The organism is Serratia sp. ASV30, from assembly GCF_016428815.1.
Taxonomy (GTDB): Bacteria; Pseudomonadota; Gammaproteobacteria; order Enterobacterales; family Enterobacteriaceae; genus Chania; species Chania fonticola_C.
Map to the genome: position 1 here is coordinate 1 of NZ_JAELTL010000012.1, position 15,414 is coordinate 15,414.

Annotated in this window: 17 protein-coding genes and 1 other annotated feature; of the genes, 14 read left to right on the plus strand and 3 right to left on the minus strand. The window is 54.2% G+C overall.

Annotation, left to right across the window (positions count from 1 at the left end; genetic code table 11):
- The 3 genes from JHD74_RS07390 to JHD74_RS07400 all read left to right on the plus strand — a co-directional run.
- Positions 1-193: hypothetical protein (locus JHD74_RS07390; RefSeq protein WP_199062276.1), on the plus strand; the 193-nt coding region annotated here is incomplete at its 5' end.
- Positions 174-725: a hypothetical protein gene (locus tag JHD74_RS07395; protein ID WP_199062278.1), complete on the plus strand. Its 552-nt coding sequence runs from the start codon at positions 174-176 to the stop codon at positions 723-725. The genes JHD74_RS07390 and JHD74_RS07395, both read left to right, overlap by 20 nt.
- Positions 726-955: 230 nt before the next feature.
- Positions 956-2,239 carry an HAAAP family serine/threonine permease gene (locus tag JHD74_RS07400; protein ID WP_074031010.1) on the plus strand — a complete coding sequence of 428 codons (1,284 nt, stop codon included), beginning with the start codon at positions 956-958 and terminating at the stop codon, positions 2,237-2,239.
- Positions 2,240-2,276: 37 nt separating this feature from the next.
- Here JHD74_RS07400 and JHD74_RS07405 read toward each other — a convergent pair whose 3' ends face one another.
- The 3 genes from JHD74_RS07405 to JHD74_RS07415 form a co-directional block, all read right to left on the minus strand.
- Entirely contained in the window at positions 2,277-2,963 is a 687-nt protein-coding gene (locus JHD74_RS07405; protein ID WP_024530022.1) for a MarC family NAAT transporter, read from the minus strand.
- Between the two features lie 72 nt (positions 2,964-3,035).
- The gene (locus JHD74_RS07410) at positions 3,036-4,400 is read right to left on the minus strand and encodes an MATE family efflux transporter (RefSeq protein ID WP_024530021.1); all 1,365 of its coding nucleotides are present in this window, start codon (positions 4,398-4,400) and stop codon (positions 3,036-3,038) included.
- A gap of 86 nt (positions 4,401-4,486) precedes the next feature.
- Entirely contained in the window at positions 4,487-5,065 is a 579-nt protein-coding gene (locus JHD74_RS07415) for a DUF2239 family protein (protein WP_199062280.1), read from the minus strand.
- 303 nt (positions 5,066-5,368) lie between these two features.
- On the opposite strand from JHD74_RS07415, the gene thrS reads away from it, so the two are divergent.
- From thrS to btuD, 11 genes are all read left to right on the plus strand, one after another.
- Complete coding sequence (gene thrS, locus JHD74_RS07420) at positions 5,369-7,297, plus strand: threonine--tRNA ligase (protein ID WP_074031015.1); 1,929 nt, start codon at positions 5,369-5,371, stop codon at positions 7,295-7,297.
- Positions 7,298-7,300: 3 nt separating this feature from the next.
- Entirely contained in the window at positions 7,301-7,852 is a 552-nt protein-coding gene (infC, locus tag JHD74_RS07425; RefSeq protein ID WP_071683678.1) for a translation initiation factor IF-3, read from the plus strand.
- Positions 7,853-7,949: 97 nt separating this feature from the next.
- Positions 7,950-8,147: a 50S ribosomal protein L35 gene (gene rpmI, locus JHD74_RS07430; protein WP_024485856.1), complete on the plus strand. Its 198-nt coding sequence runs from the start codon at positions 7,950-7,952 to the stop codon at positions 8,145-8,147.
- Positions 8,148-8,190: 43 nt separating this feature from the next.
- Positions 8,191-8,547, plus strand: a complete 357-nt coding sequence (rplT, locus tag JHD74_RS07435) for a 50S ribosomal protein L20 (protein ID WP_004963673.1) — start codon at positions 8,191-8,193, stop codon at positions 8,545-8,547.
- A gap of 113 nt (positions 8,548-8,660) precedes the next feature.
- Positions 8,661-8,785 (plus strand) — a sequence feature (Phe leader region).
- Positions 8,667-8,711: a pheST operon leader peptide PheM gene (pheM, locus tag JHD74_RS07440; RefSeq protein ID WP_121608962.1), complete on the plus strand. Its 45-nt coding sequence runs from the start codon at positions 8,667-8,669 to the stop codon at positions 8,709-8,711. Its footprint overlaps the feature before it by 45 nt.
- 139 nt (positions 8,786-8,924) lie before the next feature.
- Positions 8,925-9,908: a phenylalanine--tRNA ligase subunit alpha gene (gene pheS, locus JHD74_RS07445; protein WP_021804595.1), complete on the plus strand. Its 984-nt coding sequence runs from the start codon at positions 8,925-8,927 to the stop codon at positions 9,906-9,908.
- 14 nt (positions 9,909-9,922) lie between these two features.
- Positions 9,923-12,310, plus strand: a complete 2,388-nt coding sequence (gene pheT, locus JHD74_RS07450; RefSeq protein WP_199062282.1) for a phenylalanine--tRNA ligase subunit beta — start codon at positions 9,923-9,925, stop codon at positions 12,308-12,310.
- 4 nt (positions 12,311-12,314) lie between these two features.
- The gene (gene ihfA, locus JHD74_RS07455; RefSeq protein ID WP_004943604.1) at positions 12,315-12,611 is read left to right on the plus strand and encodes an integration host factor subunit alpha; all 297 of its coding nucleotides are present in this window, start codon (positions 12,315-12,317) and stop codon (positions 12,609-12,611) included.
- Between the two features lie 247 nt (positions 12,612-12,858).
- On the plus strand, positions 12,859-13,866 hold the full coding sequence (btuC, locus tag JHD74_RS07460; protein WP_199062284.1) for a vitamin B12 ABC transporter permease BtuC: 1,008 nt from the start codon (positions 12,859-12,861) through the stop codon (positions 13,864-13,866).
- A 70-nt stretch (positions 13,867-13,936) separates the two neighbouring features.
- Positions 13,937-14,488: a glutathione peroxidase gene (locus tag JHD74_RS07465; protein ID WP_024530015.1), complete on the plus strand. Its 552-nt coding sequence runs from the start codon at positions 13,937-13,939 to the stop codon at positions 14,486-14,488.
- A gap of 16 nt (positions 14,489-14,504) precedes the next feature.
- Complete coding sequence (btuD, locus tag JHD74_RS07470; protein ID WP_199062286.1) at positions 14,505-15,260, plus strand: vitamin B12 ABC transporter ATP-binding protein BtuD; 756 nt, start codon at positions 14,505-14,507, stop codon at positions 15,258-15,260.
- The last annotated feature ends 154 nt before the right edge of the window (positions 15,261-15,414 follow it).

Sequence of the window (15,414 nt, forward strand, 5' to 3'; positions counted from 1 at the left end):
CCCCCCCCCCCCCCCCCCCCCCCCCCCCCCCCCCCCCCCCCCCCCCCCCCCCCCTTTTCAAGCACAAGACGGCATACGAGATGATACCTCCTGTCTCGTGGGCTCGGAGATGTGTATAAGAGACAGCCATTCAACGGGAACTGACGCCGCAAAAATTTGCCAAGCTGCGCGGGTTGAAATTCCATCTGGATGAGCAACGCCTGGAGCAGGTATGCGGTGGCGCTATCCCGCAGGAAGAGCAGATGGGTGAAGTGATACTCGACGATCCGCGTAATGACGGGCATCCGTTGCTGATGCCTTATCGGCCCGGGGGGGAAAGGGCCGATATGCCACTAATCAATTTCTATTGGGACTTTTTTGGCCCAGGAAAGGTGTGCTATATGCCGGTCATCTATCCCGCTATGAGCCGCATGGTGGAGGTGATCCGCCATAACGGGGGAATACCGATCCTGGCACATATCGGTGCCAACGTTAAACAGGACCATACCCATGTCATCGATGAAATGTTGAAGATTGGTGTGATGGGGGTAGAGGTGTTCTCAAGCTATCATTCACCCGAATTGGCTAGCCAGCTGTATGAGTTTACCGTGGGCCGCTCGGCGTTTGTTACCTGCGGCAGTGACTTCCACGGGCGTAACAAGCCAAAAATAGAAGTAGGGCAATGTGCTTACGGCCCGCAGCATATTGGTGAAATACGCCGGTTTGTCGCCGCCGCCAGCGCCTAGGCATTGTTCCATTCCATATGACTCGTGGGCGGCATCGGCTGCTCACGAAGCGCGCAGTTAACCGCCGAAATATAGACCATTCCAGAGATTTTCTTTATCCTTTGCCGTCCTTTTATCAGGTAGGTGAATTTCTCTCGCCATTAATATCCTGTTTTATATAAACATTCTACGGAGAAGGGAGTTTCCGTCGGGCGCAATCGTTGGCGCTGTAGATTAAGGTAAGCTGTCTCATGAGTACGATTTCTCCAGATCATGGCAGGTTGGCCATTGCCCAAGCTGCCAAATGGAACAAGACCGACACCGTCTGGATGTTCGGGCTTTACGCTACGGCCGTGGGGGCCGGCACCCTGTTTCTGCCGATCAATGCCGGTCTGAATGGCCCGCTGGTGCTGCTATTGATGGCACTGTTCGCTTTCCCTCTGACCTATTTACCCCATCTGGCACTAACCCGCTTTGTCCTTTCCGGCTCCAGCCGCGATGGCAATATTCAGGACGTGGTGGTCGAGCATTTCGGCGTGTTAGCCGGCAAGATCATTATGGTGCTATACCTGATGGCGTTTTTCCCCATCGTGCTGGTTTACAGTATTTCCATCACCAACGCGTTGGACAGCTTCCTGACTCACCAATTTCACTTCAACCCGGTACCCCGTATCTGGCTGAGTTTGGCGGTAGTGGTGGTGCTCAATCTGGTGCTGTTGCGCGGAAAGGATACTATTGTGGCCGCGATGGGCGTTCTGGTATTCCCATTGCTGGTGTTTCTGATGGGGATTTCGCTGTATCTGGTACCCACCTGGCAGACCGAGAACTTTGTCAGTGGTTTGGCCAACACGCAATTTGACAGCCCCGACCTGTGGCATTCGCTGTGGTTGGCAGTCCCGGTGATGGTATTTTCCTTTAGCCATGCGCCGATCATTTCGTCGTTCGCGTCCACCCAGAACAGCTTATATGGCGACAAGGCCGAGCGCCGTTGTGCGCGGATCATGCGTTACAGCTACCTGCTGATTTGCGTTACCGTGCTGTTCTTCGTGTTCAGCTGCGTACTGAGCCTTTCGCACCAGGAGATGGAGCAGGCGAAAGCGCAGAACATCACGGTGTTGACCACCCTGGCCAACAAGTTTTCCAATCCGCTGATTGCCTATCTTGGGCCGGTGATGGCGATGTTGGCGATGGCAAAGTCCTATCTTGGCACGTCTCTAGGCGTAACCGAAGGCGCAACCAGCCTGATTGATGGGCTAACCCGCGCCGTTGGCAAGCCGTTAAATGCCAGGACGACTCATCGTATCTCCGGCGTGGTGCTGTTCTTGCTCACCTGGGCGGCCACCGTCTGGAATCCTAGCGCCTTGCATATCATTGAAACCATCAGCGGTCCGCTGATTGCGGTGATCCTGTTTATTCTGCCGATGTATGCGGTGCGCGCGGTTCCGGCTATGCGCCGTTATCGTGCCTTGAGTAATGTCTTTGTACTTGTGATGGGGTTGATTGCACTTTCCGCTTTGGTTTACGGGTTGGCATAGCGATCAAATTGGCCCCGCGACTGCGGGGCCGGTTGGGTTAGGTCATTGGCACATAGGTAGAGATCAGCTCCAACACGCCGTTGATAATAAACTGTACGCCCATACACACCAGCAGGAAGCCCATCAGGCGGGAAATGGCCTCAATACCGCTTTCGCCAACCAGTTTCATGATCGCCGTGGAGCTACGTAAACAGACCCACAGAATGATCGCTATCGACAGGAAAATGGCCACCGGCGCGGCCAGCAGCACCCAGTGGGCAAAGCCCAGGGTATTTTCATTGACGCTGGATGCGGTGCTGATGATCATGGCGATAGTACCCGGCCCAGCGGTACTTGGCATGGCCAGTGGGACAAAGGCGATATTGGCCGAGGTTTTCTTGCGCAATTCTCTGCTTTTGGTTTCTACCTCCGGTGTTTCATCGGCACTTTGCTGTGGGAACAACATGCGAAAACCGATAAAGGCGACAATCAAACCCCCGGCGATCCGCAGCCCGGGGATGGAGATCCCAAAGGTGCTCATGACAAGTTGACCGGCATAGAACGCCACCGTCATGATGCAGAACACATAGACCGAAGCCATCAGCGACTGATGGTTGCGCTCTTCGTTGGTCATATTTCCCGACAGACCAAGCAGCAGCGCCACGGTGGTCAGCGGGTTGGCCAGTGGCAACAGTAGGGCTATCCCCAGCCCGATGGCCTGAAACAACTGCAGAATACTCGACATAAAACAAACCCCAGCAAGAGAATGAAATGGGGGCGCAGTCACTACGCCCAAAAAGTATTGTGACTACCAGCGTCAGACCAGACGCTCAATTTTTCTGTGTCGCCATACCAGCCTATAAAACGTTGTCTGCAATGCCAGCATTGTCAAATAGGCGATAGGGAACGCCATCCATACCCCCTCTAATCCAAAGTGATTGCTGAGCAGATAGGCCGCTGGCAACTGTACGGCCACGATGCAGAGAATGGAGATCGTCACCGGCACTAACACCACGCCGCTGGCGCGCATGATGCCGCCGACAATCGCCTGGAAACCAAATACCAGCATGCTCCACAGCATGATATGCAATAAATGCTCTGCTTCTGCCAATACCACCGGGCTGGTCAGGAACAAACCCAGCAGCCAATGTGACAGCAGGTAGACCAGAATAATCAACGAGCCGGTCAGCCAGAGGTTGATATATAGCCCGGTACGCAAGATAGGAGCAATGCGCTCGGTTTTGCCAGCGCCGATGGCCTGAGCGCCTAAAATAGAGGCGGTGATGGCAATCGACAGGGCAGGGAATTGCACATAGTTTACGATCTGTGTCACTGCGCCGTAGGCTGCCGTGGCATCCGAACCGTGGCGATTGACCAGCGTCAGGATGATCAGCTCAGAGATAGAAATTACCACCATTTGTAAACCGGTGGGCAGGCCAATACGTAATACTTTGCGTAGCACCACCGTATCCAGCTTGAGCGCGGCCAGCATGGCCCGGTCGGGGGCCAACACGTGTTTTTTGCGGCGCAGACGCAATGTCAGATACAACATTGCCAGTGCGTTACCGACCATACCCGCCAGAGCCGCGCTCTGTATGCCCATGGGGGCAAAGCCCAGCCAGCCACGGATCAGGGCAGGTGTGAGCAGCAAGCCAACGATGGTAGACAGCAGCAGGGCCAAGAGTGGTGAGACCGTGTCACTGACGCCGCGCAGCAACTGGGTGAACAACACAAATACCAGCAATAACGGCATAATCAGCATCATGATGCGGGCGTAAGAGACCGCTTCTTCCAGCACGTCCGCTGGCGTGCCTAGCGCTTGTAGCGCCTGGCGGGCAAACAGACTGCCAAATACTGCCGCCAGTAAGCCAAGCGACACGCCCAGCATCAAGGCCGTACCGGCAATGGTTTTCACTTTTTCCGGTTCATTCGCGCCCCATGCCTGCCCAATCAGCACCGAGGCACCGGCACCAACGCCAATCACCAGTGAGATAAAGAAGAACACCACCGGGAACATACCGGAGATGGCGGCCAGCGCATGGGTGCCGAGCATCTGGCCGATATAGATGCCGTTTAGCGTGCCTGAAAATCCTTGCAGGAAGTTGGACAGCACCATGGGCACCAAAAAGATCAGATAGATGCGCCAAAGCGGTGGCTGCTTGTGCTGCGGAAGGGTTTGCATTTAATCGTTTTTCCTGCGCCTAAAGGCCTGTAACGAGCACTAACGGTGCTCATAAATAACGTTATTGTAGCTGACAACCAGTGCGTTCAGCGGGGGAACGCATCGCGAGTCATCCAGGCCAGATGCGCCTGGATATCGGCAGGCCATTGCGCAATTCGCTCGGCAAACAGCTTGCTGTCGTGGCCAAACAGTGCGCGCGTGGCTTCTTCATAGCCCGGTAAAGAGCCGGCGATGGCGCTCATAAAGCGATAGCCGTTCTCTTTGATACGGCGTTCATTATCCTGCTCGACCGTGGTGCGCCTGGCTTCATCAACCAGACGACGTAGCGCAGCAGAAGCACCACCGCGCTGTTGTGCCAGCCATTCCCAATGACGGGGCAGGAGGGTCACTTCGCGGGCCACTACGCCGAGTTTGGGCCGACCAACCGAGGGTTGAGTTGTCGGTTCTGCATCAAGCTCAGCGACACCGCCATCAGGCTGGGGCCAAACGTAACCTGCTGGCCAAGGGTAATCCACTTGGGAGCCGGTGGCATCATCAAACACTAACAGCCCCCCGGCAGTGAGATCCATCGCAGCAAGCGCCTGAGCGACATCGGCATAAGACCCGGCAGCCACTCGTTGATGCTGCAAGAAAGCGGTGCAGCTCGGCGTATTGAGGGTTTTCATATTTTTATATCCGGGTTAAATTATTTTACCCGGGTAATTTGACCGAGTCATCGTGGTAAGTCAAGTGCGATCAATTATGCAGCAGGGTAAACTGCGCTTTATTTATCCTCTACAGTTTTAATGTTACTATTCGCGAGGCTGTGAACAGCCACTGGAGGTTCGGGTGTTATTAACGGACCAAGTTGTGCGTCAATCTGGCAATTGTGGGCGAGATATGACGCATAACTGACTCAACACTAACCAAAATATCTGTACTGCATGTGATCTGTCGTGTGGGTCACCACTGTAGATAAGGAATTATGAATGCCTGTTATTACTCTTCCTGACGGAAGTCAGCGTCAATACGACCATGCCGTTTCCCCGATGGATGTTGCCCGTGATATTGGCCCTGGCCTTGCCAAAGCCTGTATCGCCGGCCGCGTTAACGGTGAACTGGTCGATGCCAACGATGCCATCGAAGCCGATGCGCAATTGGCCATCATTACCATCAAAGATGCCGAAGGCCTGGATATCATGCGCCACTCCTGTGCGCACCTGCTGGGTCATGCGATCAAACAGCTGTGGCCAGATACCAAAATGGCCATTGGTCCGGTGATCGACAACGGTTTTTACTATGATGTTGACCTCGACCATACCCTGACGCAGGAAGATCTGGATCTGCTGGAGAAGCGGATGCATGAATTGGCCGACAAAGATTATGACGTCATCAAGAAAACCGTGAGCTGGCAGGAAGCCCGCGACACCTTCGCAGCCCGTGGCGAAAGCTACAAGGTGGCGATTCTGGATGAAAATATCAGCCATGACGATCGCCCAGGCCTGTATCATCACGAAGAATACGTGGATATGTGCCGTGGCCCGCACGTGCCGAATATGCGTTTCTGCCACCATTTCAAACTGCAGAAAACCTCCGGTGCCTACTGGCGTGGCGACAGCAAAAACAAAATGCTGCAGCGTATCTACGGTACCGCCTGGGCAGACAAGAAGCAGTTGAACGCTTACCTGCAACGTCTGGAAGAAGCAGCCAAGCGTGACCATCGCAAGATCGGCAAGCAGCTCGACCTGTATCATATGCAGGAAGAAGCCCCTGGCATGGTGTTCTGGCATAACGACGGCTGGACCATCTTCCGCGAACTGGAAGCCTTTGTGCGCATGAAGCTCAAAGAACACCAGTATCAGGAGGTGAAAGGGCCGTTCATGATGGACCGTGTGCTGTGGGAAAAAACCGGCCACTGGGAAAACTACAAAGACGCCATGTTCACCACTTCTTCAGAGAACCGTGAATATTGCATCAAGCCGATGAACTGCCCGGGCCACGTGCAGATCTTCAACCAGGGCCTGAAGTCTTACCGTGACCTGCCGCTGCGTATGGGCGAGTTCGGTAGCTGCCACCGTAACGAGCCATCCGGTTCGCTGCATGGCCTGATGCGTGTGCGTGGTTTCACCCAGGACGATGCCCATATCTTCTGTACCGAAGATCAGGTGCGTTCCGAAGTGAACGACTGCATCAAAATGGTCTACGATATGTACGGTGTCTTTGGCTTCGAAAAGATTGTGGTGAAACTGTCCACCCGTCCAGAGAAGCGCATCGGGACTGACGAAATGTGGACTCGAGCCGAAAACGATCTGGCCGCTGCGCTGACTGAAAACGGGATTCCGTTTGAATATCAGCCGGGTGAGGGCGCTTTCTACGGACCAAAAATTGAATTTACCTTGCATGATTGTTTGGATCGCGCATGGCAATGTGGTACCGTGCAACTCGATTTCTTCTTACCGGGCCGTTTAGGCGCGTCGTATGTTGGCGAAAACAACGAACGCGTGGTACCGGTAATGATACACCGTGCTATTCTTGGCTCCATGGAGCGCTTCATCGGTATCCTTACCGAAGAATATGCCGGTTTCTACCCAACCTGGATTGCTCCAGTGCAGGTAGTGGTGATGAATATCACCGACAGCCAGTCTGATTACGTCCAGCAATTGACCAAAAAACTGCAAGATGCAGGCATTCGGGCAAAAGCGGACTTGAGAAACGAGAAGATTGGCTTTAAAATTCGCGAACATACTTTACGACGGGTTCCATACATGTTGGTGTGCGGTGATAAAGAGGTCGAATCAGGCAAAGTTGCCGTTCGTACCCGCCGTGGCAAAGACCTGGGGAGCCTGGACGTACAAGAAGTCGTAGACAAGCTGCTACATGAGATACGCAGCCGAAGTCTTCATCAACTGGAGGAATAAAGTATTAAAGGCGGAAAACGAGTTCAACCGGCGCGTCCAAATCGCATTAACAAAGAAATTCGCGCGCAAGAAGTTCGCCTAACCGGCGTCGATGGCGAGCAGATTGGTATTGTCAGTCTGAATGAAGCTCTTGAAAAAGCTGAGGAAGCGGGTGTTGATTTAGTAGAGATCAGCCCAAATGCCGAACCGCCAGTTTGCCGGATCATGGATTACGGCAAATTCCTCTACGAGAAGAGCAAGTCGACCAAAGAACAGAAGAAGAAGCAAAAAGTTATCCAGGTTAAGGAAATCAAATTCCGTCCTGGCACCGATGATGGCGACTATCAGGTCAAACTACGCAACCTGATTCGCTTTCTGGAAGACGGCGATAAAGCCAAGATCACCCTGCGTTTCCGTGGGCGTGAAATGGCGCACCAGCAGATCGGTATGGAAGTGCTTAATCGCGTCCGTAAAGACCTGTGTGAAGATATTGATCTGGCAGTGGTCGAGTCCTTCCCAACAAGGATCGAAGGCCGTCAGATGATTATGGTGCTCGCACCCAAGAAGAAACAGTAAGGCTTCCAAGTAATCGAACCCACGCCGTGCAAGCGTGCGTGGGTTTTATTCGCCTCACTGATTCGTTGTTTAACAATGCGAAGTGGATTTAATTAACATGCCAAAGATTAAAACTGTACGTGGTGCAGCCAAGCGCTTCAAAAAGACCGGCAGCGGTGGTTTTAAGCGCAAACATGCTAACCTGCGTCATATTCTGACCAAAAAAGCAACCAAGCGTAAACGTCATCTGCGTCCGAAAGGCATGGTGTCTAAAAACGATCTGGTCCTGGTTATCGCGTGCCTGCCGTACGCATAAGCCACATTTTTTGAATCTAGAATAAGACTTTAGGAGAGAGCATATGGCTCGCGTAAAACGTGGTGTAATTGCACGCGCACGTCACAAGAAAATACTGAAACAAGCGAAAGGTTACTACGGTGCCCGTTCGCGCGTTTATCGTGTTGCCTTCCAGGCAGTAATCAAAGCAGGTCAGTATGCTTACCGTGACCGTCGTCAACGTAAGCGTCAGTTCCGTCAGCTGTGGATTGCACGTATCAACGCAGCTGCTCGTCAGAACGGCTTGTCTTACAGCAAATTCATTAACGGCTTGAAAAAAGCTTCTATTGAAATTGACCGTAAGATCCTGGCTGACATCGCAGTATTCGACAAAGTGGCCTTTGGCGCACTGGTTGAAAAAGCGAAAGCAGCACTGGCGTAAGCTGGTTGAAAAGAGGGAGCTTGCTCCCTCTTTTACTGTTTGTTCCCAATACAGATATTGACTTTTATCGGCTGGCGCTATCACACTGGTTGCCAATCCATCGACAAGGTACTACCAACATGCACGCTGTTATTTTCCGCTTCTTTTTTTACTTTAGCGCCTGACTTCAGGAGGCTTTGCGCGTAAGAAAAGAAACGGAAAGTAGCGCCTAAGCCTCCCAAGTGGAGGCTTTTTTGTTTTTGGCCACCTTCTGCGCCTTTTGGGCCTGCGGTACTTGCTTGGCTACGGCTTGAAATTCTTTGAAGATCAACCAAAGGCGTGTTGGAATAATAGATAACAATTACTTAGGGCCACAAGGCCAGAGGAAGAGGAAAGCAATGTCACATCTCGCAGAGCTGGTTGCCAACGCCAAGGCAGCCGTAGAAGATGCCCAAGATGTTGCCGCGTTAGATTTGGTACGCGTCGAATATTTTGGCAAGAAAGGTCATTTTACCTTACAGATGCAGTCCCTGCGTGAAGTGCCAGCGGAAGATCGCCCGGCAGCCGGGGCGGTGATCAACCAGGCAAAACAGGAAGTTCAGGATGCGCTGAACGCGCGTAAGAACGCGTTGGAGTCTGCGGTGCTGAACGCCCGCCTGGCGGCAGAGACCATCGACGTCTCTCTGCCGGGGCGTCGCCTGGAGAACGGTGGCCTGCACCCGGTCACTCGCACCATCGATCGTATCGAAACCTTCTTTGGCGAACTGGGCTTCTCGGTAGAGACCGGCCCGGAAATCGAAGACGATTACCATAACTTCGACGCGCTGAATATCCCAGGGCATCACCCGGCCCGTGCCGATCACGATACCTTCTGGTTTGACGCGACGCGCCTGCTGCGTACCCAAACTTCTGGCGTGCAGATCCGCACAATGAAGAACCAGCAACCACCGATCCGTATCATCGCGCCGGGCCGTGTCTATCGTAACGACTACGATCAGACACATACGCCGATGTTCCACCAGATGGAAGGGCTGATCGTCGACAAGGACATCAGCTTCACCAACCTGAAAGGGACGCTGCACGATTTCCTGAACAACTTCTTTGAAGAAGACCTGCAGGTTCGTTTCCGTCCTTCCTATTTCCCGTTCACCGAACCTTCTGCCGAAGTGGATGTAATGGGCAAAAACGGTAAGTGGCTGGAAGTGTTGGGTTGCGGCATGGTGCACCCGAACGTACTGCGCAACGTGGGTATCGATCCGGAAATCTATTCCGGTTTTGCCTTCGGTATGGGTATGGAGCGCCTGACGATGCTGCGTTACGGCGTCACCGATCTGCGTGCGTTCTTCGAAAACGATCTGCGTTTCCTCAAACAGTTTAAGTAAGGCGGGAATATCACATGAAATTCAGTGAACTCTGGTTGCGCGAGTGGGTAAACCCGGCCATCAGCAGCGAAGCATTATCCGATCAAATCACCATGGCTGGCCTGGAAGTAGACGGCGTTGAGCCGGTGGCTGGCGTGTTCAAAGGCGTGGTCGTGGGCCACGTGGTGGAGTGCGGTCAGCACCCGAACGCCGACAAACTGCGCGTGACCAAAGTCGACGTGGGCGGTGAGCGCCTGTTAGACATCGTTTGTGGTGCGCCAAACTGCCGCGTGGGTCTGAAAGTAGCCGTTGCTACTGTCGGAGCCGTACTGCCAGGCGATTTTAAAATCAAAGCCGCCAAGCTGCGTGGCGAGCCTTCTGAAGGCATGCTGTGTTCGTTCTCCGAACTGGCGATTTCAGACGATCATGACGGCATCATTGAGCTGCCTGCAGATGCGCCGATCGGCACCGATATCCGTGACTATCTGCAACTGAACGATAGCGCGATCGAAATCAGCGTTACGCCGAACCGTGCCGATTGCCTGGGTATCATTGGTGTCGCGCGCGACGTTGCCGTGCTGAACCAACTGCCGCTGACCGAGCCGGATATGAGCCCGGTTGCTGCCACCATCACCGACACCCTGCCAATCCGTGTAGAAGCCCCTCAGGCGTGCCCACGTTATCTTGGCCGCGTAGTGAAAGGCATCAACGTGAAGGCACCTTCACCACTGTGGATGCGTGAGAAGCTGCGCCGTGCCGGTATTCGCTCGATTGATGCCGTGGTCGACGTCACCAACTACGTGCTGATGGAGCTGGGCCAACCGATGCACGCCTTTGACCTCAATCGTATTGAGGGCGGTATTGTGGTGCGTATGGCCCACGAAGGTGAAACGCTGCGCCTGCTGGATGGCAACGAAGCCAAACTGCAGGCAGACACCCTGGTGATTGCCGATCAGCAAAAAGCGCTGGCCATGGGCGGCATCTTTGGTGGTGAGCACTCTGGCGTGAATGACGAAACCCAGGATGTGCTGCTGGAATGCGCCTTCTTCAGCCCGCTGTCGATTACTGGCCGTGCTCGTCGTCATGGTCTGCATACCGATGCTTCACATCGTTACGAGCGTGGCGTAGATCCGGCACTGCAACATAAAGCGATGGAGCGTGCTACACGCCTGCTGATCGACATCTGCGGTGGTCAGGCTGGCCCAATCATTGACGTTAGCGATGAAAGCACCTTACCTAAGCGTGCCACCATTGCGTTGCGCCGTGAAAAGCTGGATCGTCTGATTGGCCACGTAGTGCCAAGCGAGCAGGTGAGCGATATTCTGCGTCGCCTGGGTTGCCAGGTTACCGAGCAGGGCGACAACTGGCTGGCGGTGGCGCCAAGCTGGCGTTTCGATATGGAGATCGAAGAAGATTTGGTGGAAGAAGTGGCCCGTGTCTATGGCTACAACAACATCCCGGATGTGCCAGTGCGCGCCGATCTGGTGATGACCAAACACCGTGAATCCGATCTGACCCTGAAGCGCGTGAAGACCATGTTGGTCGATCATGGCTATCAGGAAGCAATTACTTACAGTTTTGTCGACCCGAAAGTGCAAGCGTTGCTGCACCCAGGTGAAGAAGCCCTGATCCTGCCAAGCCCTATCTCGGTAGAGATGTCTGCCATGCGTCTGTCACTGTGGACAGGCCTGCTTTCGGCGGTGGTTTATAACCAGAATCGCCAGCAAACTCGGGTGCGCCTGTTTGAAAGCGGCCTGCGCTTTGTCCCTGATACTGCGGCAAATCTGGGTATCCGTCAGGATGTCATGCTGGCCGGCGTAATTGCTGGGCATACCCATGATGAGCATTGGGATCTGGCAAGAAAGCCGGTGGACTTCTATGATTTGAAAGGGGATCTGGAATCGGTATTGGAGCTGACCGGTAAATTATCCGAAATTCAGTTCAAGGCAGAGTCCAATCCCGCCCTGCATCCTGGGCAAAGTGCGGCCATTTATTTACACGGCGAGCGTGTCGGTTTCATCGGTGTGGTTCACCCAGAACTTGAACGTAAACTGGATCTTAACGGCCGTACTGTGGTATTTGAATTGGAGTGGAACAAGCTCGCAAGCCGCGCCGTGCCTCAGGCCCGTGAGGTTTCTCGCTTCCCTGCAAACCGCCGCGATATCGCCGTTGTAGTGGCTGAAAACGTCGCCGCAGAAGATATTTTGGCAGAGTGTAAGAAAGTTGGCGCAAATCAGGTAGTTGGCGTAAACTTGTTTGATGTGTACCGTGGCAAGGGCGTAGCTGAGGGTTATAAGAGCCTGGCTATCAGTCTGGTGTTGCAGGATACCGCCCGTACACTGGAAGAAGAGGAGATTGCCGCTACCGTTGCAAAATGTGTAGAGGCTCTAAAACAGCGATTCCAAGCATCCTTGAGGGATTGAACCTATGGCGCTTACTAAAGCTGAAATGTCAGAACACCTGTTTGAGAAGCTAGGGCTTAGCAAACGGGATGCCAAAGACCTGGTAGAACTGTTCTTTGAAGAGGTCCGTCGAGCTCTGGAGAACGGAGAACAGGTCAAGCTGTCTGGTTTTGGCAATTTTGATTTGCGAGACAAGAACCAACGTCCGGGACGCAACCCGAAAACCGGTGAGGACATTCCGATTACGGCGCGCCGCGTGGTCACTTTCCGTCCGGGACAGAAACTGAAAAGCCGGGTGGAGAACGCCAGCCCGAAAGAGTAGGTTATACAACGCCAAAAAGGCCGCGCAAGCGGCCTTTTTCTTTAGGCGGTTTACCAACCTCACAGGTCGGCGCTGCATGCTGTTCCCGTCTATTACCATCATTACCTCGATGACCGGCGGTGCCAGCCGCTGCTTTCACCACCATTCGTTCACTCAGTCCTTCCCCTAAACGTCCGAACCTCCTACTATTTGCTGCAAGACGTTATTTTCAGGTCGTTATCCTGGCCAGTAGGGAAGTTGTGTAGTTATGCCGAGCAGTCAGACCTTCACTTTGTTACAACAGTATCAACACCGTCGCGATAAACGCTATTTGACCTGGCTGACGCTGGGCGTCGTACTAGCGTTCGCCTTCAGCCTGAGCGCCGGGGATCTGTGGATCTGGCCTGCGCAGTGGTTGAGTGAACCTGCACAGCTGTTTGTCTGGCAATTGCGTTTGCCACGAGCGCTGGCGGTGATGCTGGTGGGGGCAAGCCTGGCGGTGGCGGGGGCGGCGATGCAGGCCCTGTTTGAGAACCCGCTGGCAGAACCTGGGCTGCTTGGCGTATCCAACGGTGCCGGAGTCGCGCTGGTGCTGACGGTGCTGTTCGGCAACGGCCTGCTGCCGGTGGCGCTGATGAGCATGAACGCCATCGCAGGCGCCCTGGTGATGACCTCCCTGTTGCTGATTTTTGCCCGCCGTCGTAGGTTGAGCAACGCACGTTTGCTGCTGGTAGGAGTCGCACTGGGGATTGTGTGCAGCGCGATTATGACTTGGGCCGTGTATTTCAGTTCGAGCCTCGACCTGCGGCAGCTAATGTACTGGATGATGGGCGGTTTCGGCGGGGTGGATTGGCGGCAGAAATGGCTGCTGTTAGCCTTGTTGCCGGCGCTGCTGTGGCTATGCGCGCAAGGCAAGGCGCTGAACTTGATGGCGCTTGGCGAGATGCAGGCCCGGCAGTTGGGCCTTTCCCTGCACATATGGCGTAATCTGCTGGTGCTGGCCATCGGCTGGCTGGTGGGAACCAGCGTGGCCTTGGCGGGTGTGATTGGCTTTATCGGCCTGGTGATCCCGCATATTTTGCGCCTCAGCGGTTTGACCAACCAACGTTATCTGTTACCTGGCTGCGCGCTGGCGGGCGCGGGCGTGCTGTTAGTGGCTGACGTGGTGGCGCGGATTGCGCTGTTTTCGGCAGAATTACCCATCGGCGTGGTTACTGCAACGCTGGGAGCCCCTCTTTTTATCTGGTTACTGGCCCGGACAAAAAGCGTAAGGTAAACCGGCTGCCGGTAATGACCGGCGGCGTTTCTCTGTATCACCTGCAAATAAAACCAAAGGAAAACATCTGATGAGCAACCCCATTTATGCCATTCCCCTGCAAACCATTGAGAACCAATCTACCACACTGAACGCCTATGCCGGCAAAGTACTGCTGGTGGTCAACGTAGCGTCGGAATGCGGCCTGACCAAGCAATACGAAGGTCTGGAAAAACTTTATGAAACCTGGCGTGAGCAGGGTTTTGCGGTGTTGGGCTTCCCCTCTAATGAGTTTCTTGGTCAGGAGCCGGGCAGTAATGAAGAGATCCTGGCGTTTTGCCGGGGCACCTTTGGCGTCCAATTCCCGATGTTTGCCAAAATTGAAGTCAATGGTGAGGGCCGTCATCCGCTGTATCGGGAACTGATTGCCGCACAGCCACAGGCCGTCGCACCAGAAGGCAGTGGTTTCCTGGAGCGGATGAGCAGCAAAGGCCGCGCGCCGAAGCACACTGGCGATATCCTGTGGAACTTTGAGAAATTCTTGATTGGCCGTGATGGTACGGTGATCCAACGCTTCTCACCGGATATGACGCCAGAAGACCCACAGGTGTCCGAGGCCATCAAACAGGCTTTGGCCAAGTAAAGGAGCGAACAGAGCCATGCTGCAACTCAGTGAGGTGGGGGTAGAAGGGCGATTAGTGCCGTTTTCTGGGCAGATCGCCGCTGGGTTGCAGGTGCACCTGATCGGCCCAAACGGCGCGGGTAAGAGTACGCTGTTGGCCAGATTGGCGGGTATGCTGCCAGGGCTTGGCGAAGTTCGGCTGTCTGGGCGTTTGCTGGAAGCGTATGCGGGGAATGAACTGGCAAGGCACCGGGCTTATCTGTGCCAGCAGCAGCCTCCGGTTGCGCTGATGCCGGTATTTCAATATCTCGCCTTACATCAGCCCGCCGGAGCGGACGAAAGCGAGCTGGAGAACGCCATCTTGTATTTGGCTCGTAGCCTGAAGCTGGCGGATAAATTATCCCGCATGCTGACTCAACTCTCCGGGGGGGAATGGCAGCGGGTGCGGTTGGCCGCGGTGCTATTGCAGGTTTGGCCGACAGTCAACCCGCGAAGCCAATTACTGCTGCTCGATGAACCGACCAACAGCCTGGATGTGGCGCAAAAGGTGGCACTCGATCGCCTGCTGCGCGAATTTTGCCAAAGTGGCCGCAGTGCACTGGTCTGCGCTCACGATCTTAATCATACCTTGCAACAGGCCGATCGAGTCTGGTTACTGCAAGCCGGACGGCTGGTGGCCGAGGGGATCACCCACGAGGTAATGGAGCCGGGGTTATTATCCAAGGTTTATGACGTGGATTTTCATCTGCAGGCGATAGGGGAACAGCGCTGGATTATGACCAAAACGGCCTAGCGATGTTTAGCTGCTATTTTAACCGATTAAATGGAAGTTAAACGAAAAGTAAACGTGCTCGATATAATTACCCTGCAAGGGCGCAAATTCTCACGTTAATCTCACAAAATAAGATGGAAAATCCACGATTACCTGCTACGCTGAACGGGTTGAA

Coding starts and splice junctions, on each gene's coding strand:
- rplT (WP_004963673.1), top strand. CDS start 8,191: ATGGCTCGCGTAAAACGTGGTGTAATTGCACGCGCACGTCACAAGAAA.
- pheT (WP_199062282.1), top strand. CDS start 9,923: ATGAAATTCAGTGAACTCTGGTTGCGCGAGTGGGTAAACCCGGCCATC.
- btuC (WP_199062284.1), top strand. CDS start 12,859: ATGCCGAGCAGTCAGACCTTCACTTTGTTACAACAGTATCAACACCGT.
- JHD74_RS07405 (WP_024530022.1), bottom strand. CDS start 2,963: ATGTCGAGTATTCTGCAGTTGTTTCAGGCCATCGGGCTGGGGATAGCC.
- JHD74_RS07410 (WP_024530021.1), bottom strand. CDS start 4,400: ATGCAAACCCTTCCGCAGCACAAGCAGCCACCGCTTTGGCGCATCTAT.
- JHD74_RS07415 (WP_199062280.1), bottom strand. CDS start 5,065: ATGAAAACCCTCAATACGCCGAGCTGCACCGCTTTCTTGCAGCATCAA.
- rpmI (WP_024485856.1), top strand. CDS start 7,950: ATGCCAAAGATTAAAACTGTACGTGGTGCAGCCAAGCGCTTCAAAAAG.
- JHD74_RS07465 (WP_024530015.1), top strand. CDS start 13,937: ATGAGCAACCCCATTTATGCCATTCCCCTGCAAACCATTGAGAACCAA.
- btuD (WP_199062286.1), top strand. CDS start 14,505: ATGCTGCAACTCAGTGAGGTGGGGGTAGAAGGGCGATTAGTGCCGTTT.
- JHD74_RS07400 (WP_074031010.1), top strand. CDS start 956: ATGAGTACGATTTCTCCAGATCATGGCAGGTTGGCCATTGCCCAAGCT.
- pheS (WP_021804595.1), top strand. CDS start 8,925: ATGTCACATCTCGCAGAGCTGGTTGCCAACGCCAAGGCAGCCGTAGAA.
- ihfA (WP_004943604.1), top strand. CDS start 12,315: ATGGCGCTTACTAAAGCTGAAATGTCAGAACACCTGTTTGAGAAGCTA.
- thrS (WP_074031015.1), top strand. CDS start 5,369: ATGCCTGTTATTACTCTTCCTGACGGAAGTCAGCGTCAATACGACCAT.